This is a genomic window from Pseudomonas sp. PS01270 (genome assembly GCF_029959775.1).
Classification (GTDB): Bacteria; Pseudomonadota; Gammaproteobacteria; order Pseudomonadales; family Pseudomonadaceae; genus Aquipseudomonas; species Aquipseudomonas atacamensis.
Map to the genome: position 1 here is coordinate 13623 of NZ_JASCPT010000059.1, position 20780 is coordinate 34402.

General features: G+C 60.3%; 17 protein-coding genes. 7 read left to right on the top strand and 10 right to left on the bottom strand.

Annotated features, from left to right (window positions below; translation table 11 throughout):
- Nucleotides 1–202: 202 nt before the first annotated feature.
- The 3 genes from QMX86_RS16795 to QMX86_RS16805 form a co-directional block, all read right to left on the bottom strand.
- Nucleotides 203–3211, bottom strand: a complete 3009-nt coding sequence (locus tag QMX86_RS16795) for an Ig-like domain-containing protein (protein WP_282385097.1) — start codon at nucleotides 3209–3211, stop codon at nucleotides 203–205.
- A 149-nt stretch (nucleotides 3212–3360) separates the two neighbouring features.
- A complete protein-coding gene (locus QMX86_RS16800) occupies nucleotides 3361–3756 on the bottom strand; it encodes a YbaN family protein (RefSeq protein WP_282385099.1) in 396 nt (131 codons plus the stop codon).
- Between the two features lie 10 nt (nucleotides 3757–3766).
- Nucleotides 3767–4354: a YecA family protein gene (locus QMX86_RS16805; RefSeq protein WP_071171393.1), complete on the bottom strand. Its 588-nt coding sequence runs from the start codon at nucleotides 4352–4354 to the stop codon at nucleotides 3767–3769.
- A 412-nt stretch (nucleotides 4355–4766) separates the two neighbouring features.
- On the opposite strand from QMX86_RS16805, the gene recQ reads away from it, so the two are divergent.
- From recQ to QMX86_RS16820, 3 genes are all read left to right on the top strand, one after another.
- Nucleotides 4767–6896 (top strand): DNA helicase RecQ, encoded by a 2130-nt coding sequence (recQ, locus tag QMX86_RS16810; protein WP_024012058.1) that lies wholly within the window; start codon nucleotides 4767–4769, stop codon nucleotides 6894–6896.
- A 132-nt stretch (nucleotides 6897–7028) separates the two neighbouring features.
- Nucleotides 7029–7463: a MarR family transcriptional regulator gene (locus QMX86_RS16815; RefSeq protein WP_016771142.1), complete on the top strand. Its 435-nt coding sequence runs from the start codon at nucleotides 7029–7031 to the stop codon at nucleotides 7461–7463.
- Nucleotides 7464–7590: 127 nt separating this feature from the next.
- The gene (locus QMX86_RS16820) at nucleotides 7591–9399 is read left to right on the top strand and encodes a FimV/HubP family polar landmark protein (RefSeq protein ID WP_282385101.1); all 1809 of its coding nucleotides are present in this window, start codon (nucleotides 7591–7593) and stop codon (nucleotides 9397–9399) included.
- Nucleotides 9400–9503: 104 nt separating this feature from the next.
- Here QMX86_RS16820 and QMX86_RS16825 read toward each other — a convergent pair whose 3' ends face one another.
- Entirely contained in the window at nucleotides 9504–11693 is a 2190-nt protein-coding gene (locus QMX86_RS16825; protein WP_073472846.1) for a patatin-like phospholipase family protein, read from the bottom strand.
- 71 nt (nucleotides 11694–11764) lie between these two features.
- On the opposite strand from QMX86_RS16825, the gene QMX86_RS16830 reads away from it, so the two are divergent.
- Nucleotides 11765–12052 carry a SelT/SelW/SelH family protein gene (locus QMX86_RS16830; RefSeq protein ID WP_016771139.1) on the top strand — a complete coding sequence of 96 codons (288 nt, stop codon included), beginning with the start codon at nucleotides 11765–11767 and terminating at the stop codon, nucleotides 12050–12052.
- On the opposite strand, the gene QMX86_RS16835 is transcribed toward QMX86_RS16830, so the two are convergent.
- A complete protein-coding gene (locus tag QMX86_RS16835) occupies nucleotides 12046–12939 on the bottom strand; it encodes a DMT family transporter (RefSeq protein ID WP_282386675.1) in 894 nt (297 codons plus the stop codon). The genes QMX86_RS16830 and QMX86_RS16835 overlap by 7 nt on opposite strands.
- A 72-nt stretch (nucleotides 12940–13011) precedes the next feature.
- Entirely contained in the window at nucleotides 13012–13776 is a 765-nt protein-coding gene (locus QMX86_RS16840) for a helix-turn-helix domain-containing protein (protein ID WP_130929586.1), read from the bottom strand.
- A gap of 135 nt (nucleotides 13777–13911) precedes the next feature.
- Here QMX86_RS16840 and QMX86_RS16845 point away from each other — a divergent pair, with 135 nt between their 5' ends.
- Nucleotides 13912–14727 (top strand): UDP-2,3-diacylglucosamine diphosphatase, encoded by an 816-nt coding sequence (locus QMX86_RS16845; protein WP_071171397.1) that lies wholly within the window; start codon nucleotides 13912–13914, stop codon nucleotides 14725–14727.
- A 110-nt stretch (nucleotides 14728–14837) separates the two neighbouring features.
- Here the strand turns inward: QMX86_RS16845 and QMX86_RS16850 are convergent, their stop codons facing one another.
- Nucleotides 14838–15428, bottom strand: coding sequence for an HD domain-containing protein (locus QMX86_RS16850; protein WP_282386678.1), 591 nt, complete (start codon nucleotides 15426–15428; stop codon nucleotides 14838–14840).
- Nucleotides 15429–15442: 14 nt separating this feature from the next.
- Nucleotides 15443–15754 carry a DUF962 domain-containing protein gene (locus tag QMX86_RS16855; RefSeq protein WP_122611674.1) on the bottom strand — a complete coding sequence of 104 codons (312 nt, stop codon included), beginning with the start codon at nucleotides 15752–15754 and terminating at the stop codon, nucleotides 15443–15445.
- 165 nt (nucleotides 15755–15919) lie between these two features.
- Here QMX86_RS16855 and QMX86_RS16860 point away from each other — a divergent pair, with 165 nt between their 5' ends.
- The gene (locus QMX86_RS16860) at nucleotides 15920–16981 is read left to right on the top strand and encodes an AraC family transcriptional regulator (protein WP_205869270.1); all 1062 of its coding nucleotides are present in this window, start codon (nucleotides 15920–15922) and stop codon (nucleotides 16979–16981) included.
- On the opposite strand, the gene QMX86_RS16865 is transcribed toward QMX86_RS16860, so the two are convergent.
- Nucleotides 16938–18392 (bottom strand): TrkH family potassium uptake protein, encoded by a 1455-nt coding sequence (locus QMX86_RS16865; RefSeq protein WP_282386684.1) that lies wholly within the window; start codon nucleotides 18390–18392, stop codon nucleotides 16938–16940. The two genes, QMX86_RS16860 and QMX86_RS16865, sit on opposite strands and share 44 nt — an antisense overlap.
- 121 nt (nucleotides 18393–18513) lie before the next feature.
- On the opposite strand from QMX86_RS16865, the gene QMX86_RS16870 reads away from it, so the two are divergent.
- The gene (locus QMX86_RS16870) at nucleotides 18514–19080 is read left to right on the top strand and encodes a nitroreductase family protein (RefSeq protein WP_073472838.1); all 567 of its coding nucleotides are present in this window, start codon (nucleotides 18514–18516) and stop codon (nucleotides 19078–19080) included.
- A 230-nt stretch (nucleotides 19081–19310) separates the two neighbouring features.
- Here the strand turns inward: QMX86_RS16870 and QMX86_RS16875 are convergent, their stop codons facing one another.
- Nucleotides 19311–20651, bottom strand: coding sequence for a HAMP domain-containing sensor histidine kinase (locus tag QMX86_RS16875; protein WP_282386687.1), 1341 nt, complete (start codon nucleotides 20649–20651; stop codon nucleotides 19311–19313).
- Nucleotides 20652–20780: the final 129 nt, after the last annotated feature.

The following is a 20780-nucleotide window of genomic DNA, read 5'->3' on the forward strand; positions in this document are numbered from 1 at the left end:
CTTCGCGAGCAGGCTCGCTCCCACGGTGGAATGCATTTCAATGTGGGAGCGAGCCTGCTCGCAAAGGGGCCAGAGATGGCCCGGACAATCAGCCGGTGTTTGACACAAGCTCACGCCGACAGCCCAAATTATCCAGAATCCGATTCACCGCCAACTTCCCGAGCATGATCTGCTGCTCAGCAGCAATGGCACGGCACAGTTGTCAATAAGGTCTGAGGCACCATGCCCAATATCCGATGCTCAAGTCGTTACGGCAGAGATATCCGCCGCCTCGCCAAACGTAGTAACCCCCCTGATTGTGCCCACATGCAGCGCCGGTGCACATCCATGTTATCCAGCCAGAAGCTAGCGGCCAGTTATGGTCTTTGCCATAGACAGCGTACATGCTATTAAAATAATTGTTTAAAGGAACTGAACCATAAACACTGTTCATCCAATTTACTGCCTGGTAATGGTTCATTGCATACCCAGACACGGACAGCTGGTAGATATTCCGAACATCAACGTTGTATGAAAATGAGCTGAATCGGTCTTGCACCGTGATGTAGGTATTGCCGTTACGCATACCGGTGACTTTCCCGTTGCCGTCAACATGGGCCACGTTCGAATTACTGCTTCTGTAAGTGATCGGGGGAACGCCGGTAGACGGGACAGCAGCACGGATTTGAGTGTTACCTGGAAAGTCCGCACTGTGGGGCCATGCATAAACTCTCGGTCCATGCAGGGCCATGGCGCTATTGTTGACTTGCAGCGCTTTGCGTAGCGTGAACGAACGCAAAGGAGAGAGCAGACCTTCACCATAGAGCGCCCGAATCTGCACGATTGTCAGTACATCGACAACGAGCCCCTTCAGTAGCACTGAGAATTTGCCGTCCTTGTCTGTGGTCAACGTCTCCACCGGCTTGCCATCCACCAGCACTTCAACCTGCTGCTCTGTACTCGCAGTCCCTTCAACCGTGACATTGGGGTCAACCGTAAAGTCGCTATGCGGAATCTCCCGGTTCTGCGAGTCCTTGACCAATGTAATGACCGGTTGCAGTTCAACCAGAGATTCGATTTGGTACGTCTGGTGAGGAAATTCCACCGGTTTGCCGCGCAACCCCAGGCGCACGGAAAATATCAATGTCGCCGTACTGCCGCTTTTGAGATTTCTCAACACTTCCAGCGTCGGCGTTGACAGTTCCCGTATCAGCCCGGCGCTGGTGACGCTCGCCTCCGCGTTGATGATGACGTGGCGGACAGGGTTGTTTGTGCTGTCGATGCCGATCAGCACCAGCGTCATGCTCTGGCCCGGCCGTTGTCCGTGCCAGAGGTTGACCGCCAATTTGTCTGCGCTGGTCAGTTTTTTTACGTCCAGTATTGCGTTATCAATGCCAATGATTCGCGGTCGCGGAAACCTGGGATCCTGATCAGCGATCAGTTTGAAAGAAATCTCTGTTTCCGGAGATGATCCGATTTTCTTGCCGTCCTGATTCAGGTTGAATTTGAATCGCACGGTTTCACCGTGAAGCGCCACAATGAGGCGCCTGTCGAACGGAAAGCGGGCTTGTTTGGCCGAATCCAGATCTACCAGCGGGAAGCGATCAAATCCCAGAGGCAGTGGTGTGCATACCAGACGGACTTTTTCGGTCGTGGCATCGAGATACTCCACGAGCATGCCCGGCAGCGCTGCCAAGGGATCAAGCGGATTAGTGAAAGGTGATACCAGTGAAGGCGGCGTGAGGACAAGCTCCTTGGGATCGCCGATCTTCAACTGCGCGATATCGGAAAAGACTTCACTTTCGCCGGGATTGGTGATGGTGGCCTGCACGGCCAGTCTCGCGCTGGCGTAGGGCTTGATGTACTCGTTCTCGGCCTCGAAAACGATGGGCTTTGAAGGATCGGTTACCAGCTGTCCCCAAGTGAACTGTACCAACTTGCCATTGATGTCTGTGGTCTGCCAGTGCAGCTTGACCTCTGCCCCTTGTTTCAAGGGCCAGAAGCTGGCGACATTTATTAGTGCTTTGGCAGTATCGACCGCCAGTTCGCCTTCCACCAGTGGGGTGACCTCCGGCGCTCCCAGTGGCAACGATTTACCCGCAACGGTTACGTCAGCAGGTTTGGAGAGCTTGGGCTGACCTGCTCTGGTCAGGATATAGGTTGCCCGTAAACTTCCACCTATCACATTTTGAATGCGGAAATTTTCCACGGGAAAGTTCAGTGTCTTGCTGGCGACGGTCACCGTTAAAGAATAGGTATGAGTGACTGGCACGTTGTTTCGGGTGAATCCTTCCAGTGTCAGGTCGATCACATCGTTGATCGCAAAACTGCCCGTCAGGAGAATGTTCGTCGGGCCGCCTGCAAGCCAGTCATGGTGTAGAACGTCGTCGCCATCGGACTGCTCGAAAATCGGCGCGGCCAACAAAGTTATTCCGGGCTTGAACGGCAGAATGAGCGGTTCCGAAAAACCACTGGAGTTCTCGACAACGTCATAGACGCTCCAGCGCACCACCAGACTGCTGGTTTTTGGCAATTCGCCGAGTTGTTCAGCTGTAAGCGTGAAAACGATGTCGGCCGAGGCGTCAGTCACGACGAAGTCCAGCCGAAGCGAACCAAATGTCAGCACGACCGTATCACCGATCTGCTGATTGAAGTAATGCTTGACCGTGACATCCATGCCTGCGTCGATGACGTTCTGATCGACGATGCTTTCCGATGCGAGCGGCAGCTTGAGGCCCTGATTGAGGGACTTTCCACCATCAGTGTCCGCCTCGCCGGGTGCGGGGTATTTGAACCAGAGCTGTGCGTGTGGCGATTCCGATGGGTTGCCGCTCGGTCTTGTGACTATCATCCAGCAATCCAGCCTGACGTCTGTAAACGGCAGGAATTTCTCCTCGAGGATTTCAGCTGAAATGTAAAAAAGTACGGTTTTAGGAATCTTTCCATCGGCCTCAAAATCCTCCTCCGTAAGGATGAAATCAATCACGGACAAAGGGTTAGTGACATCGGGTTTATCGATGAAGACTTTGATATGGTCACCAATGCCTTGAGACAGATACTCCGGGACAAGGAAGCCCAATCCGTTAATGTTCTGAGCAGCCATGGCGATGTTGATACCGTAGCTCTTGTCAGTTTGCAGCTTGTGCAGGAGTGGTTGCGGCGGATAGAGGGCCAGCACACCGATACCGGAACGCGGCGCAGGAGGGAATATCAGGTATTGTGAGCTGTTCATGAATTTTCGCCTTCCACACGGGGCGCTTACCTGGGCTGTCAGCGCCGATACGGAAGAATTAATCATGCGACGTTAAAGCGCGCACCTGTCAACTCTGACAGGTGCGGACGGATATCGGATGAACGGTTGTGCTGCCGACGGTGGGGCGATCAGCGTTTTTTCAAGGTCTTCTGCCGCAAAATATAAACCGTCACCAGCACCGCACTGGTCAGCATGAACCCACGCGCCCAAACCAGCGGCACCAGATAACACGAGAACAGAATGCTCGCCCACATCAGCCCGATCGCGTAGACCTTGCCCTTGAGCGGAATGCCGTTGCCATCGAGGTAATCGCGGATCCATGGCCCGAGCCGTGGATGCTCGACCAGCCATTGATAGAAACGCGGAGAACTGCGCGCGAAGCAGGCTGCGGCGAGCAGAAGGAAAGGGGTGGTGGGCAGGACGGGCATGAAAATCCCGATCACACCCAATGCCACGCTGAGCCAGCCGATGGCCAGCAGGACGTAGCGCAACATCAGGGGTCGGTTGCCTATGGGGTTGTCCATAGGCCGGTTCTTAGTGATGACGAGGCTTGAGGATCGCCGGTTTTTCGTCGGGGGCCTGGCACAGCAGGTACAGCGCGGTCAGGGCTTCCGGGATCTGAACGATCATGTCGTCCATCAGGTTGGCGTCCTTGGCGATGTCTTCGAATTCAGGCTGCTCGTCGAACAGGCCGGAACCGACCATGATCGGCAGGAGCATTTCGCTGACTTCTTCTTCGGCGGTTTCGAACCAGGCCGCTTCGCACAGGAACACGCCTTCCATGAAACCGATGCACCAGCCGCGCAGTTCGGAGTCGTCCGGCTCTTCGCCCAGATCCAGTTCGCACGGCAATTCGAATTCTTCATCCGAGGCCAGTTGGCGAGCGATGTGCGCCTTGAGGCCGATCAGCGTGGCTTCGATTTCGGCACGCTGGGCTTCGTCGGTGTAATGCGGCTCTTCGGCGAACAGCGCGTCGATCCACTCGCGCTCCGGAACGTCTTCGGAGCAGATCGACAGCGCGGTCAGGTAACCGTGGGCGGCGACGTAATCCAGCGCCTCGTCGTGCAGCTCGTCGGCGTCGAGGAAGACTTGCAGGCGGGTCAGTTGCTCAGCGAAGGACATTACGGGGCTACCTTGGGGAATAAACAATGCGGGAATTCTAGGCCTTCTTGCGCGCTCTAGCCAGCCGCTTGGCAGATTTGCCCGCACGGACGCACGCAAATGCCGGGTCGGACGCAAAACCTGTGGGAGCGGGCTTGCCCGCGATGGCGGTGTGTCAGTCGATGAAGAAATTGTCAGTGCCGGCCTCTTCGCGGGCAAGCCCGCTCCCACAGGGTTCGGTGTGATGTCAATTGCAGAGTGAGTCTTCTCAGCGGCACCCTCTGCGGCGAAGGCCTCGGGTATACTGCCGCGTTTTGCGATCCCTGCCGGCGCTGCGCTGGTCATGCAATGTGTTCTTACGTTTTGTTTAAGCAGCCGAAGCTGCTCTGAACCAGCCTGAGCAGGGATGTATCGGTAGATTTTTGGAGTTTTTATGCTCGAACAGGCTCAACGCGTCCTCAAGGACATCTTCGGCTACGACAGTTTCCGTGGCCGTCAGGGTGCGATCATTGAGCGCGTGGCCAGCGGCGGTGATGCGCTGGTGCTGATGCCTACCGGTGGCGGCAAGTCGTTGTGCTTCCAGGTGCCGGCGCTGTTGCGTGAAGGTCTGGCGGTGGTCGTGTCGCCGTTGATCGCGCTGATGGACGATCAGGTCGCCACCCTCGAAGAACTGGGCGTGGCCGCCGCTGCGCTGAACTCCACGCTGAGTGCCGAGCAGCAGCGCGATCTCGCTCTGCGGATCAAACGCGGTGAAGTGAAAATGCTCTATCTGGCGCCCGAGCGCTTGGTGCAGCCGCGCATGCTGGCATTCCTGCAAAGCCTGGAAATCGCCTTGTTCGCCATCGACGAAGCGCATTGCGTATCGCAATGGGGCCACGATTTCCGCCGCGAATACCTGCAACTGGGTCAATTGGCAGAGCTGTTCCCCAACGTTCCGCGCATTGCCCTCACCGCGACCGCCGACAAGCGCACCCGCGAAGAAATTGTCGATCGCCTGCACCTGCAGAACGCCGAGCGCTTCCTGTCGAGCTTCGACCGCCCAAACATCTTCTATCGCATCGTGCCCAAGGAGCAGCCGCGCAAACAGTTGCTGGCGTTCCTCGCCGAACGGCGCAGCGATGCCGGCATCGTTTATTGCCTGTCGCGCAAGAAGGTCGAAGAAGTTGCGGCGTTCCTCAGCGAGCAGGGCTTCCCGGCGCTGCCGTATCACGCCGGTCTGCCCAATGATCTGCGCGCCTATCACCAGAAGCGCTTCCTCAACGAGGAAGGCCTGATCATGGTCGCCACCGTGGCGTTCGGCATGGGCATCGACAAGCCCAACGTACGCTTCGTCGCGCACCTTGATCTGCCTAAATCCCTCGAAGCGTATTACCAGGAAACCGGGCGCGGCGGCCGTGACGGGCTGCCGGCGGATGCGTGGATGGCTTACGGTCTGCAAGACGTGGTGATGCTCAAGCAGATGCTGCAGAACTCTGAAGGCGACGAGCGGCACAAGCGTCTGGAGCAGCACAAGCTCGACGCCATGCTCTCGCTGTGCGAAGAAACCCGCTGCCGCCGACAGGCGTTGCTGGCCTATTTCGATGAAGACATGCCCGAACCGTGCGGGCATTGCGACAACTGTGTCGACGGCGTGCAGACCTGGGACGCCACCGAGCCTGCACGTCAGGCCTTGTCGGCGATTTTCCGCACCGGCCAGCGCTATGGCGTCGGTCATCTGGTCGACGTGTTGCTGGGCAAGGACAACGAAAAGGTGCGCAGCTTTGGCCATCAGCATCTGTCAGTGTTCGGCGTTGGCAAGGCGCTGAGCGAGAGCGAGTGGCGCTCGCTGTTCCGCCAGTTGGTGGCGCGTGGGTTGGCCGATGTCGATCACGAGGGTTATGGCGGTCTGCGTCTTAATGACAGTTGCCGGCCGCTGCTCAAAGGCGAAGTGAAGCTGGAACTGCGCCGCGACCTGAAACCGCAAGTCACTGCCAAAACGGGCAGCAAGAGCCAGGCCAGCCAACTGGTGCGCGGCGAGGAACGCGAACAGTGGGAAGCCTTGCGCGCACTACGGCGCAAGCTGGCCGAAGAACACGGCGTTCCGCCTTACGTCATCTTCCCCGACTCGACGCTATTGGAAATGCTCCGCAGCCAGCCGACCTCGCTGGCGGAAATGGCCCGAGTCAGCGGCGTCGGCGCGCGCAAGCTGGAACGCTATGGCGAAGCCTTCCTCGAAGTGCTCGGCGGCGAGGCGGAGGCGCCGAAGGTGGTCGCCGATGTCCGTCACGAGCTGATCACCCTGGCCCGCGCCGGCATGACCCCGCTGCAGATCGCCGGGCAGTTGCAATGCTCGGAGAAGAACGTCTACGCCATGCTCGCCGAAGCCATCGGCAAGCAGCAATTGTCGCTGGAGCAGGCGCTGGATTTGCCAGAAGAGCTGATGGGCGAAGTGCAGGACGCGTTCCTCGACGGGGAGGGCGAGTTGCCGTCCGTCGCTGAAGTGGCTGAGCTGTTTGCCGGGCGAGTACCGGAAGGCGTGCTGTATTGCGTGCGGGCGGCTTTGCAGTCTGAATTCGAGATGTGAAACGACGTATGCGCCAAGCCCCGTGCAGTTGTAACGATTCAGTACAGAGCGACTCTTGCCTATAACTGCCGCCCATGCTTAGCTGACTAATAATTAGATTTTCCGTATTTTCAGTCTAACCGTGAGTGTTTTATGCCGTTAACCGATCAACATCGCTTTGGTATGCAACTGGCCCAGATGTCCCGTGGCTGGCGTGCCGAACTGGATCGTCGTCTCGCCGGGCTGGGCCTGTCGCAGGCGCGCTGGCTGGTGCTGCTGCATCTGGCGCGTTTTGAAGAGGCACCGACCCAACGCGAACTGGCGCAGAGTGTCGGCGTCGAAGGCCCGACCCTGGCGCGCTTGCTCGATAGTCTGGAAAACCAGGGACTGGTGCAACGCCAGTCAGTGATGGAAGACCGTCGGGCGAAAAAAATCGTGCTCTGCGCACCTGCGCTGCCCCTGATCGAACAGATCGAAACCATTGCCACGCAGCTGCGCCACGAATTGTTCGAGGGCGTCGACGAGGCGGATTTGAAGGTGTGCATGCGCGTACACGGGCACATTCTGGCCAACCTGGAAAAATCTTGAGGCACATCCCGCCAGTGATTTTTTGAGAGATCGCGCTGAGCCGACTATAAGAACTACTGGGCAATATCGTGTTCGTACCGGATGTGCGAACGCATAGAAACCGGTTTTGCTTATTTAAGGGATGCTCATGCTCGCAAGTCGGCACGTGCTGCGCGGGGGCGCCAAATGGCTGCTGCTCGCTGGCGTATTAAGCTATTCGACCTGGTCGATGGCGTTGGGGTTGGGCGAAATCACTGTTCACTCAGCCCTCAATCAGCCGTTCAAGGCCGACATCGCGCTGGTCGATGTCGGCACGTTGACGCAAAACGATCTCTCGGCCAGCCTGGCTTCGGCGAATGAATTCGGCCGGGCCGGCGTCGAGCGGGTGTTCTTTCTCAATGACCTCAAATTCACTCCGATCCTGCGCGGCAGCCGCAAGGTGATCCGGGTGACGTCCGGAAAACCGGTCAACGAACCTTTCCTGAATTTCCTCGTGCAGCTCGATCAGCCCAACGGCCGTCTGCTGCGCGAGTACACCGTGCTGATCGACCCGCCGGGTTCGCCGGCCATCGTGCCCGCCACCGACGAGCCGGATCCGCGCCCGCAATCCTCCGAATTTCCAGCTGTCGAACCGGTTACCGCGCCGCCCCAGGCAGCCCAAGGCAAACGTTCTGCGGCGCCTGTGCCGCCAACGCCGGCGGCACCTGCCAACGATGCGCAGGCCGAGCAACTGGCCGCCAGCGTGCTGCTCACCCAGCAACTGCAAAAGACCCTCGACGAACAGAACCTCAGGCTGCAAGAGCAGCAAGTGCAAATAGCCGACGGCAAGAAGCAGATCGAGGAGTTGCAAACCCGTCTGGCCGAAGTGCAGAAAGCGCCGCCACCACCTGTGGTCGCGCCGGCTCCGGCCGTTGTTTCAGCCCCGGTCGAGGCGGCAGACGATGGCGTGAATTGGCCGCTGCTCGGCGGACTGATATTGCTGCTGGGCGTGCTGGCAGCGTTGCTCATACGCCGCCGTCAGCAACGTTCCACAGCAGATGGCACGCCGACGCCGCTATTGCCTGTGAGCACCGAAGAAGAAGTCGACGAGCCCGAGCTTCAACAATCTGTCGGTGCACACGCGGCCGCTGATCATCGTGACGAGCCCGGTGCCGGCGACGTGCTTGAGGCCGTGGGTATCTATCTGGCCTACGGTCGACTCAGCGAAGCGGCCGGGCTGCTGCGCGATGCCTTGCACAAGGAGCCAGAACGCACCGATCTCGGTTTGCAGTTGCTGGAGGTTCTTGGGCGCCAGGGGGACAGCGGCGCTTTTGAACAGCAGGAAAACCGCCTGCGTGCGCTTGGCGTCGATGACCGTGAACTGATTGAAATCCGCGCTCGCCATCCAAAACTGGCAGGCGCCGCACCGGCGGTATTTGCGGCAACGCCAATACCGCCCGAACTGCCCGTGGCCTTGGCAGCGACCGCAGCCGCGCCGCTCGCATCGTCGCCCGGCGCTCTCGAGGATGATTTCGAATTGAATCTGGGCGAGCTGTCGATGGATTCAAATTGGGATCTGGACGACAGTCGCACCGATTCCGCCGCACCGCCGATCGATGATCCGGCGCTGGGCACCAGCCTGTCAGTGCTCCCCGTCGATTTTGACCTGCCACAGGCTGCACCTGCCGAAGAAGCCGAGCTTGAATGGGTACCCGAACCCGACGCTCAGCCGCTCGACGATGACTTCCTCAATGAGTTCGGCGATCCCGAGTCGTCACTGGCGCTGGAACCTCTGGATCTGCAATTGCCCGAGTCCACCGACGCTGACACCGAGGCCGCCGGCAAGCTCGAACAGGCACAAACCTGTATCGACGACGGCGACATCGACAGTGCGATCGCGCTGCTCAATGAATTGCTCAGGGAAGGGGATGAGCCGTTGAAGCAGACGGCAAGGACGTTGTTGGCGGGGATTCGCTGAGCGCCAACGGATTTCGCGTTCACCCGAGACCGCCTTCGCGAGCAGGCTCGCTCCCACAGGATAGAGCGCATTCCATTGTGGGGGCGAGCCTGCTCGCGAAGGCGTCAGAACGTCTGCCCCAGATTCAGATAAACCGCCTGCTCATCCGCATCATTCAACCCATACGTGAAGTTCAACGGCCCCAGCGGCGTGTCGAAGCCGATAAACACACTCGCGGCATTGATGTAGCCGCTGTCGAATTCATTGTCGTTGTTCCACGCCCGACCGCGTTCCAGCGAGGCGCCGGCGTACAGCGGGAAGTCCAGCGGCAGGTACGAGCGCGGCGTCAGGCGGCGGTAGTACACGGCGCGCATCAGGCTGACGTTCTGCCCGGACAGCGCATCCTCTCGGAACCCCGACAACTGCCGCGCGCCGCCGAGCAGGAAGCTTGAGGTCACCACATTGGCATCGTCCAGCGTGCGACCGTAGCGCCCGCCGAGAATCAGCGTGTCGGGGCCATGGCTCATGGCCTTGTCGAAATTCAGTTCCCACTGGCGATAGCGATTGTCTGAACCCAGGCCCGGTTCGAACTGGGCGAAGGTCAGGCTGACATCCTTGCCCTCGTGCGGAAAGTAGACGTTGTCCAGCGAGTCGTAGGAATACTTCACGGTATAGAAGCCTTCGTTGAAGCTCTCGCTCGGCAGATCCTGATCACCGATGCGCACGTCAGCCTTGCCCCAGGCCTGGCCGACGCCGAGTCGCACTTCACCGTTGTTGCCGATCTGCCGGCCGAGGTTGAGGCCGAAGCCGTAGCGCTCGACCCGATACTGCGCGATCGGATCGTTATCCAGCACCGAATCAACGTTCTGCGCCTCGAACGACCCATAGGGCGCGACGAAGTAGCGAGACCCGACGTCCAGCGGCTGATAGAACTCGCTGTACAGCTCCTGCTTGTCGCCGATCTGCGCGCGGGTCAGCCATTCCGCGCCGAGGCGGTTAATGCCGTTGACGCGGTAACTGGCGCCGAGGTTGAAAGCACTGTCGCCGCGCATGTCGTCCGACAGATTCAAACCGACCCGCAAGTAATCGGTGCCGCTGCGTTTGCCGCTGGCGCTGATGACCAGGGTGTGATCCTGGCCTTTGTGCACCACGCGGTAACGCACTTGATCGAAGTAATCGAGGCCGTACAGCGTGCCCATGTCCGAATGCAGGCGGCCCAGGTCCAGCGGCGCGCCGATCGGTTGGCGGATGTAATAGCGAATCACATCATCGTCGACTTTCGAATCGTTTTCGACCCGGATCGCGGTAATGATCGGTGTGCGCTGCCCCGGCTGGCGCGCGGCGTTCAGTTCCGCGTCCTGGGTTTCCGTCGGCTTGAGTTGCGCCAGCCGCGCATCGAGGATCCGCGTGGCGCGGTAACCGGCGTCGATCATCTCTTGAGCCTTGCCGAAATCGGTCACGCCGAACGCGGCCAGCGCAGGCTGGATCAACACGTCATTGGCATGCAGAGTCGCCAGTTGTTCTTCGGAGTTGCGCCGGGTCATCAAGGTGATCGACTGATTGAGCACGTCCACCACGGTAGTCAGTTGCTTGCGGTTGCGCAGCGGCGTGCCGATATCGACGACGATGGCAATGTCGACGCCCATTTCCCGCGCGACATCCAGCGGGATGTTGTCGGTCATACCGCCGTCCACCAGCAGGCGCCCATCGAGCTCGACCGGGGCGAATACCGCCGGGATCGACATGCTCGCGCGGATCACCTGCGGCAGGTGGCCTTTGCGAAACACCACTTTCTCGCCATTGGCGATGTCGGTGGTCACGGCGCGAAACGGGATCGGCAGTTTGTCGAAGTCGCGGGTGTCGCTGGTGTGCGCCAACAGGCTTTCCAGCAACAGTGCGAGGTTCTGGCCCTGAATCACCCCCAATGGCAGGCCGAGGCTGCCGTCGTCGCGGAAGCTGAGTTTCTGCTTCACCAGAAAGTCGCGGTCGTCCTGCTTGCGTCGAAATGGCACGTCCTCACGCGGCGGCGCGTCGGACAGCGCCGCTTGCCAGTCGATGCTCAGGGCGAGTTTTTCCAGTTCATCGATCTTGTAGCCCGAGGCGTACAGCCCACCGACCACCGCGCCCATGCTGGTGCCGGCAATCGCGTCGATCCTGATGCCTTGTTCTTCCAGCGCCTTGAGCACGCCGATGTGCGCCAGCCCCCGCGCAGCGCCGCCGGACAGCACCAGGCCGATTTTCGGTCGTGGCGCTTCACTGGCGTGAACCAGCAGAGGAAGGAAACCAAGCAGCAGGCAGAACAGCAAACGGCGCATTGTGAGTCTCGGGGCAAGCGGTAAAGCCGGCTATTATAGCGGCGCCCTCTGTCTCAGGAGTTTCAGCGATCATGACCGTCGCCAAAGCCGAAGTTGTCATCACTTATTGCACTCAATGCCAGTGGCTGCTGCGCGCGGCGTGGCTGGCTCAGGAACTGCTCAGCACCTTCGCTGATGACTTGGGCAAAGTGTCATTGGTGCCGGGCACCGGCGGGGTGTTTCACATCACTTGTGCGGGTGTGCAGATCTGGGAGCGCAAGGCCGACGGTGGTTTTCCTGAGGCCAAGGTATTGAAACAGCGAGTGCGCGATCAGATCGATCCTGACCGCGACCTCGGCCACAACGACCGCACTCAGTGAGAGGCGGCCTCGGCGGCGACGGTTTTCTTGTCGGCCGAGCCTGACATCCGCGCCGACACCACAATCGCGACGATGATCAACGCGCCACCGATGAGCATCCGCAGGGTCGGGGTTTCGCTGAACAGCAGCCAGGCGATGGTGATGCCGTAGACCGGCTCCATGGCGAACACCACCGCCGCCGTGCGCGCTTTGATCACCGCCAGACTGGCGACGAACAGGCTGTGCGCCACGCCCGTGCAGAACACTCCGAGCAGGGCGATCCACAACCAGTCCAGCGCTCGAACCTGACTCAACTGCGGCGCCGCGACCGGCAACAGACACAACGCCACGACGACGTTCTGGCACAGCGCCGCCTGCACCGCCGGGATGCGTCCGGAACTGGCGCGGTTGGTCAGCGACAGCAGGGAAAACAGCAGGCCGGACAGTACGGCCCATAGCAAGCCGACGGTCGCGCCACTGCCCAGATCGAATGCGGGCGTCACCAGCACCAGACCGATGCTGACCAATACCACCAGGACGATTTCATTGGGGCGGATGCGTTCGCGGAAGATCAATCCTTCGAGAATCACCGTGAACGCCGGAAAACTGGCAAAGCCCAAGGTGGCGATGGCCACCCCGGCGATCTTCACCGATACGAAAAAACTCACCCAGTGCCCAGCCAGCAACACGCCGCTGAGGGCGAGGCGCCGCCAGTCCACGGCCTGAAGTTTCTGCCAACCATGCTGGCTGAAGAAACGGGCGAAAAATGCCAGGGCGAGCACGGCAAAAGCCGCACGTCCAAAGACGATCACAGCAGGGGATGCGGCAGCGAGTTTGCCGAACACACCGGTCAGGCCAAACATCAAAGCGCCAATATGCAGAGCGCCGAGGGCGGTACGCGGAGTCATTGCATTCCTTTTTTCAGGTTCAACTTCATGGGGCCATTGAACCGTGTCTCGGCCTGCAAGTCTGTCGGCAGGCTATCGTCTTTTGTCGCAGGAATCGCGCCGAAGATGTCCGGGCGACGAGCCGAACTCACGTAGGACTGCGGCCGAGAACGCACTCTGCGAGCTGTAACCGACGCGACTGGCTACTTCACCAATCGGTAACGCAGTGTCGCGCAGCAGTTGCACCGCGAGATGCAGGCGTCGACTGCGGATGTAATCCATCGGCGTCTGTCCGCATTCGGCCATGAACCGTGCGTGCAGGCGCGCACTGGACAACCCGGCCACGCGCGCCAGGTCAGCGACTTGCAGCGGATAGCCGGCGTATTGCTCGATGTGCGCATCCAGCGCGGCGTAGGGCAGGCGACGCGCGCGGAGTTCGGCAGGTTGCGCGTGATTGAGACTGGCCAGCAGCAACACCGCGCCTTGCTGCGCGATCAACGGATCGCTGACCGGACTGTTCGCCAGCCAGCTGACCAATTGGCTCTGCCCCGAGTCCAGCGACAGCCGCCCCGGATGATCGAGCAAGCGGCGACTGGCCTCGGCATGCGCGCCCAGCGAGTCCTGCACCCATTGCCCTTCAGGGATGTCGAGCACCAGGCAGCTGCTGCCTTGGGGACTGTCGCAGGCATGATGAGCGCCGGACGGAACCACCACGACACTCTGCTGACGCACTTGGCTGCCACAGCCCTCGACCTCGAAATCCAGCGCACCGGACAGCCCGAACACCAACTGCGGGTGCTCGTGGCTGTGCACAATGAGGTCGCGGGTGTACTGGCGCAGGGTGAGGATCGGTCGCATGGCAGGTTGTCTCCGAAGTGGCCCTCAGTCTACACCGCCGTACGCCGGATGCGCTGTCACACGACTGACTCACGCTTGTCACGGTCGATTAACCGGGCGCGCGCAAGCTGGCGAAAACATCGCAGAGGGTTGCCCATGACCAGCGCCGAGCTCGCCCGACCCAGCCGCAAACAACGGGTGCGAACCCTGTGGATCTCCGATGTGCACCTGGGCACCCGGGATTGCCAGGCCGAGCACTTGTCGCAATTTCTCAAGGGCTACCACGCCGACAAGGTTTATTTGGTCGGTGACATCATCGACGGCTGGAAACTGCGCAGCGGCATGTACTGGCCCCAAGCGCACACCAACGTCATCCGCCGTCTGCTGACCATGAGCAAGCGCGGCACCGAGGTCATCTACGTCACCGGCAACCATGACGAATTCCTGCGGCGCTATTCGAAGCTGATTCTGGGCAATATCCAGTTGGTCGACGAAGCGGTGCATGTCACCGCCGATGGCCGGCATTTGCTGGTGATTCACGGCGATCAGTTCGATGTGATTACTCGCTATCACCGCTGGCTGGCGTTTCTCGGCGACTCCGCCTACGAATTCACCCTGACCCTCAACCGCTGGCTCAATCACTGGCGCGCCCGCTATGGCTACGGTTACTGGTCGCTGTCGGCGTACCTGAAACACAAGGTCAAGACCGCCGTCAGTTTCATCAGCGACTTTGAAGAAGCCATCGCCCACGAATGCGTGAAGCGCGAACTGCATGGCGTGGTTTGCGGGCATATTCACCATGCCGAGATTCGCAAGGTGGGGGAGGTGGACTACCTCAATTGCGGCGATTGGGTCGAATCGTGCACCGCGTTGATCGAGCATTGGGACGGCACGATCGAGTTGTATCGATTGGCGGATGCCCAGGCGCGAGAGGCGCAATTGAAAGCTGCCAAAGTTGCCGAAATCGCCTGAGCGAAAAAGCACCCTGTGGGAGCGAGCCTGCTCGCGAAGGCGTAGCGTCAGACGAAACTTCTGTGCCTGATACAGCGCTTTCGCGAGAAGGCTCGCTCCCACATGTGGTCTTAGGCCGGGCTGTGTTCTTGCATCGCAGCCTTGTAAATCGAGTTCTTCGGCTGCGCAAACAGCCGCTCCATCATTGGCTCGAAGAAGCTCAGCGGCAGCGTGTCATACGCCGGATCAAACGCCGCCGCATCGTATTTGGCACAGAACTCGGCAGTGGCGTGGAACTGCGGATGGTCCTTGAATTGCTCGCGCAAATGCCGATCCATGCCCAGGTGATGAAAGAAGTAATAGCCCTGAAAGATGCCGTGCTTCTCCACCATCCACAGATTTTCCGCACTCACGAACGGCTTGAGAATCGCTGCGGCGATGTCCGGATGGTTGTAGGAACCGAGGGTGTCGCCAATGTCGTGCAACAGCGCGCAGACCACGTATTCCTCGTCACGCCCGTCGCGAAACGCGCGGGTCGCGGTTTGCAACGAGTGGGTCAGGCGATCCACCGGGAAACCACCGAAGTCGCCTTCAAGCAGCTTCAAATGCGCGAGGATCCGCGATGGCAGCTGTCTGGCACAGGCACTGAAATCGGCGGCGATAATCGCCCAGTCTTCCTCGGTGCCGTCCTTCATATGGGTGAAGCGAGCATGGGCATTCATTGGCAGACCCTCATTCAGAACGCCACGCGACCGAGAATCATGTCGCGGTACATGACGAAATCGCCGAGCAGGCTGTACAGCGGATGCTGAAATGTCGCCGGGCGGTTTTTCTCGAAAAAGAAATGGCCGATCCAGGCAAAGCTGTAACCGGCCACAGGCAACGCCAGCAACAGCAGCCAGGCGCCTTTGGCGATGCTCAGGGCGAGAATGAAGATGACCAGAGAAGTGCCGATGAAATGCAAACGACGGCAGGTGCTGTTGCTGTGTTCGGCGAGGTAATACGGATAGAACTCGGCGAAGCTGTTGAACTGCTTGATGTTTTCCACGACCGCGCTCTCTGTGGTGATTGTTCTGGCGACAAGTTGTGCGTCGGGCAGCTTATTTGAGTCTAGAGTGATCATTGGCGTGGGCCAGTGACAATCGGCGCCACTTTAGTATCCTTCGCAAATAGGGCGGTTATCTGCAGCCCGTCATGTAAAAGAATAACAACCATGAGCGAACGAACGACTTCTGCAAGCTGGGCGATGGGGATTGTCAAAGCACTGGAGATGGACGGCCTGGATTGCCGGGTACTGTTCAGGCAGCTGGGGCTGGATTTCAGCGCCCTTGAAGATCCGGATGCACGCTTCCCGCAAGACTCCATGACCCGGCTCTGGCAGCGCGCGGTCGAGGTTTCCGGCAACCCCGCGATCGGCCTGAACATGGGCAAAGTGGTGCGCCCGGCCTCATTTCATGTCGCCGGCTATGCGCTGATGTCGAGCAATACCCTGGCTGAAGGCTTCCAGCGTCTGGTGCGCTATCAACGCATCATTGCCGAAAGCGCTGACCTGAGCTTTCGCCTGCTCGAGGAAGGTTACGCGCTGATTCTTACCGTGCACGGCGATCATCTACCGCCGACCCGGCAGAGCGCCGAAGCGTCACTGGCCTGTGCACTGGCGCTGTGCGGCTGGCTGACCGGGCGCCCGCTGCACCCGGTCAAAGTGTTGGTTCAGGGCGATCAGCCGACAAACCTGCAACCTTATAAAGAAGCCTTTCACGCACCGCTGGTGTTCAACGCGCCATACGACGCGTTGATCTTCGAACGGGCCGACATGGAGGCGCCGCTGCCGACCGCCAATGAAGCCATGGCGCTGTTGCATGATCGCTTTGCCGGGGAATATCTGGCGCGGTTCTCCGAGAGTCGCGTGACACACCGGGCACGCCAGGTGCTGTGTCGTTTGCTGCCCCAGGGCGAGCCCAAGCGCGACACCGTGGCGCAGACGCTGCACCTGTCGCAGCGCACTTTGCAGCGGCGCTTGCAGGAGGAGGGCACCAGTTTCCAGCAATTGCTCGACGACACCCGCCGTGAACTGGCCGAACAATATCTGGCGCAACCGAGCATGACCTTACTGGAAATCGCCTATCTGCTGGGCTTTGCCGACCCGAGCAACTTCTTCCGCGCGTTTCGCCGCTGGTTCGACACCACGCCCGGCGAGTACCGCTTGCGCCTGACGCAGGTGCCGGACGCGGTCAATGACGCCAGAACGCCGGAATACACAGCACAAACACCGTAATGATCTCCAGTCGGCCGAGCAGCATGCCGAACGACAGAATCCACTTCGCCGCATCCGGCAGCGTCGCGAAGTTGCCGGCCGGACCGATGGTTTCGCCCAGACCCGGGCCGACGCCGGACACGGTGCTGGCGGCGCCGGTCAGCGCGGTCATCCAGTCGACCCCGAGCAGCGACAGCAGCAGCGCGATCACGCAGATGGTGATGGCGAAGAAGAACGAGAAGGTCAGGATCGAACGGACAATTTCTTCGTCGAGGCGGTGACCGTTGTACTTCTGCTTGATTACCGCGCGCGGGTGGATGAGCTGATTGAGGTTGGCCTTGAGCAGGATGTAGGCGACCTGGAAACGGAAAATCTTGATCCCGCCCGCCGTCGAACCTGAGCAGCCGCCGACAAAGCCCAGATAGAAAAACAGCATCAGCGAGAAGTTGCCCCACAGGCTGTAGTCACCGAGGGCGAAGCCGGTGGTGGTGACCACCGAGGTCACGTTCAGCGCCACATGCCGCAGCGCTTCCAGCCAATGCAGCTTGGTGGTCCACCAGTACCAGGTGCCGAGCACCAGCCAGGTCACCAGCAGCATTGCCAGCAAACCCTGCACCTGTTGATCCCTGATCAACGCACGGCGGTTGCCGCGCAGCGTCGCCACGTACAGGGTGAACGGCAGGCTGCCGAGGATCATGATGACGATCGCCACCCAGTGCACCCCCGGTTGCGTCCACTTGGCCAGCGACTGGTCGGAGGTCGAGAAACCACCGGTGGAAATCGCCGACATCGCGTGGTTGATCGCATCGAACGGGCTCATCCCGGCCCACCAGAACGCTAGGCTGCCGAGAATGGTAATGCCGACGTAGGCCGCCACGATCAGCCGCGCCACCATGTGCGAGCGCGGCATGACCTTCTCCGAGCGGTCCGAGGATTCGGTCTGGAACAGACGCATGCCACCGATGCGCAGCAGCGGCAGAATCGCCACGGCCATGCCGATAAAGCCGATGCCGCCGATCCAGTGCAGCAGCGACCGCCACATCAGAATTCCCGGCGACATGTTGTCCAGGCCGTTGAGCACGGTGGAGCCGGTGGCGGTGATGCCGGACATGCTTTCGAAGAACGAGTCGGTGTAGCTGATGTGCTGGGTCAGCAGAAACGGCAGCGCGGCGAAAATGCACACCACCAGCCAGCTGCTGACCGTCAGCAGGTACATGTCGCGCGGGCGCAGGTGAATGTGTTCGGGTCTGCCGGGTATCACCAGAGCGAGGCCAGCGACGAAGGTGATCATGCTCGCCCAGAGGAACGACGGCAGGTCGCTGGTGCGCTCGAAAATCACCAGCGTGGCCATCGGCACGACCATGGCCACAGCCAGGGTTATCAGGAAGATGCCGATGATAAAACCAATGATCCGTAAGGTCGGCAACGCCATGAAATCCGCTCGGGCTGGTGGGAGAAGGGCGCCATTCTACCTGTGGGGCAAGGCATGTAAACCGGCAGGCGCTGCGCAGATGAAGCTAGAATAGCCGCACATTTTTCAAAGGAGGTGGCCGATGCAGGCTCTCGACGCGTTGCTCAACCGTGTTTCCGTTCCCCGACTGGTCGAACCGGCCCCCACTGCCGAGCAGCGCGAAGCCCTGTTCGGCGCGGCCTTGCGTGCCCCGGATCACGGGCACTTGCAGCCGTACCGCTTTTTGACCGTCGAAGGCGCAGCGCGTGAGCAAATGGGCGAGTTGCTGGCCGAGGCGGCCCGCCAGCAAGCCGGCGAAGTCACCGAAGCGATGATCGATAAGGCTCGCAACGGCCCACTGCGCGCGCCGCTGGTGGTTGTGGTCATCGCGAAATTGCAGGAACACGTGAAATACCCGAAGGCCGAGCAACTGCTCACGGCCGGCTGTGCGGCCCACGGTATCTTGCTTGCGGCGTATGCGCAGGGGATTGGCGCGGTGTGGCGCACCGGGGATCTGGCGTACTCCAAGCATGTGGCCGAAGGTCTGGGACTGGTGGAAGGCGAGGAAGTGATCGCGTTCCTCTATCTCGGCACGCCGCAGAAAGAGCCGCGCGTGGCGGAGAAGGTTGATCTGGCTGAGTTCGTCAGCGCCTGGCCCGGTAAAGCCTGAAGATCAAAAGCCCCTCACCCTAACCCTCTCCCAGAGGGAGAGGGGACTGATTGGGGGATGCTTTGGAGTTACACCGACCTGAGCGACCTTCGCTGAATCCAGAGTCGGGATACCGGACGTGTTGTTTCTGCGAGTCCATAATCGACTCGGTCTTTCAGGTCGATGCACAACGGCAGACAACTCGGTCGGCCCCCTCTCCCTCCGGGAGAGGGTTGGGGTGAGGGGCTTTTTCAGGGCTGGACCACGACTCCCGGTACCAACGGCAATTCCAGACTCGCCACAAAGCCACCCTGCGGATGATTGGCCAGCGTTAGCGTGCCGCCATGCCGTTCTGCCGCCCGTTTGGCAATCGCCAGCCCCAGGCCATGCCCGGCAGCGGTCTGCCCCGGCGCCCGATAGAACGGCTCGCCCAACTGACTCAGATGTTCGGTCTGCACCCCCGGCCCGTGGTCGCGCACGCTGATGACAATCCGCTCTCCCTGCCGCGTAGCGTGCAATTCGATCGGCTGATCGCTCGGGTTGAAGCGCTGGGCGTTGCGCAGCAGATTATCTACCGCGCGTTCGATCATCGTCGGCCAGCCTTTGAGATTCAGCTGCGGCTCGGCTTGCAGGCGTACGGTCTGCTCGGGGGAGCTGAGCTGCGCATCCTTTTGCAGCGCGGCGAGCAACGCATTCAGGTCGACTTCTTCAGCGCTGGCATTGTCGGCATCGACTCGCGCCAGCACCAGAATTTCACTGATCAACGCCTCCAGCCGATCGCATTCGCGGGTCAGGCGTGGCCACAGTTTTTCGCGCTCTTCAGGGTTGGCGCGCTCGGCCAAAGCCAACGCGATGCGCAGGCGCGCCAGTGGTGAGCGCAGTTCATGGGAGACATCGCGCAGCAACTGGCGCTGACTGCCGATCAGGCTTTGCAAGCGCGCACCCATGCGGTTGAAATCGGTGGCCAGCACGCCGAATTCGTCGCGGCGGTTGGCCAGTTTCGCCAAACTGTTCTGTTGATAAGTCGTCTGCCCCAGATCATGCACCGCGCCGCGCAAGCGACTCAGTGGGCGGGTGATAGAGAAAGTCACGAGCAAACTGAACAGGGTCAGCACCACCAGCGCGATGCCCAGCGCACTCAGCGGCCAGAGCAGGCTTTCGCGGTGCCAGGCGTCGAGTTCCGGGTGCGGGATGCGGTAGATGAACAGGTAGGTATCACCGGTTTTTTCACTGGTGATCTCGTCGGTCAGACGCCGCCATGGCAGGCGGCGGTCATCGTTGTTCTGCCGCGCTTCGAATGCTGCGGCGCGGCGCGGGAAGGTGCCACGCACCACCGGATCGCCGGTTTCGTTGAGCACCTGAACGTCGATGTGATACTGGCGTTTGCGTTGTTCGAGGATGTCCTGGGCGGCTTCCTCGCCTTGGGTTTCGTAAGTCTGCGTCCATTCTGCGGCCAGTGTGTTGAGGCCGGGATGGCGGCTGAGAATCCACGCGTCCTGATTGAGCATGTGCCCGAGCAGAATCGACAGCCCGGCTACCAGAGCGATGGCCAGCCAGAAGCTCGCAAGAATCCGCCAGAACAGTGAACGCACAGAAACTCCTCGAAAATCACAAAACCCTGTGGGAGCGAGCTTGCTCGCGAATGCGGTATGTCAGTCAACATTTCTGCGTCTGATACACCGCTTTCGCGAGCAAGCTCGCTCCCACAGTAAATGATGAAA

Bases quoted from the DNA above. Each gene is read 5' to 3' on its own strand.
- QMX86_RS16805 (WP_071171393.1), bottom strand. From the start codon at position 4,354: ATGTCCTTCGCTGAGCAACTGACCCGCCTGCAAGTCTTCCTCGACGCC.
- QMX86_RS16835 (WP_282386675.1), bottom strand. From the start codon at position 12,939: ATGACTCCGCGTACCGCCCTCGGCGCTCTGCATATTGGCGCTTTGATG.
- QMX86_RS16850 (WP_282386678.1), bottom strand. From the start codon at position 15,428: ATGAATGCCCATGCTCGCTTCACCCATATGAAGGACGGCACCGAGGAA.
- QMX86_RS16865 (WP_282386684.1), bottom strand. From the start codon at position 18,392: ATGGCGTTGCCGACCTTACGGATCATTGGTTTTATCATCGGCATCTTC.
- QMX86_RS16860 (WP_205869270.1), top strand. From the start codon at position 15,920: ATGAGCGAACGAACGACTTCTGCAAGCTGGGCGATGGGGATTGTCAAA.
- QMX86_RS16800 (WP_282385099.1), bottom strand. From the start codon at position 3,756: ATGGACAACCCCATAGGCAACCGACCCCTGATGTTGCGCTACGTCCTG.
- QMX86_RS16820 (WP_282385101.1), top strand. From the start codon at position 7,591: ATGCTCGCAAGTCGGCACGTGCTGCGCGGGGGCGCCAAATGGCTGCTG.
- QMX86_RS16830 (WP_016771139.1), top strand. From the start codon at position 11,765: ATGACCGTCGCCAAAGCCGAAGTTGTCATCACTTATTGCACTCAATGC.
- QMX86_RS16845 (WP_071171397.1), top strand. From the start codon at position 13,912: ATGACCAGCGCCGAGCTCGCCCGACCCAGCCGCAAACAACGGGTGCGA.
- QMX86_RS16870 (WP_073472838.1), top strand. From the start codon at position 18,514: ATGCAGGCTCTCGACGCGTTGCTCAACCGTGTTTCCGTTCCCCGACTG.
- QMX86_RS16815 (WP_016771142.1), top strand. From the start codon at position 7,029: ATGCCGTTAACCGATCAACATCGCTTTGGTATGCAACTGGCCCAGATG.
- QMX86_RS16825 (WP_073472846.1), bottom strand. From the start codon at position 11,693: ATGCGCCGTTTGCTGTTCTGCCTGCTGCTTGGTTTCCTTCCTCTGCTG.
- QMX86_RS16795 (WP_282385097.1), bottom strand. From the start codon at position 3,211: ATGAACAGCTCACAATACCTGATATTCCCTCCTGCGCCGCGTTCCGGT.
- QMX86_RS16840 (WP_130929586.1), bottom strand. From the start codon at position 13,776: ATGCGACCGATCCTCACCCTGCGCCAGTACACCCGCGACCTCATTGTG.
- recQ (WP_024012058.1), top strand. From the start codon at position 4,767: ATGCTCGAACAGGCTCAACGCGTCCTCAAGGACATCTTCGGCTACGAC.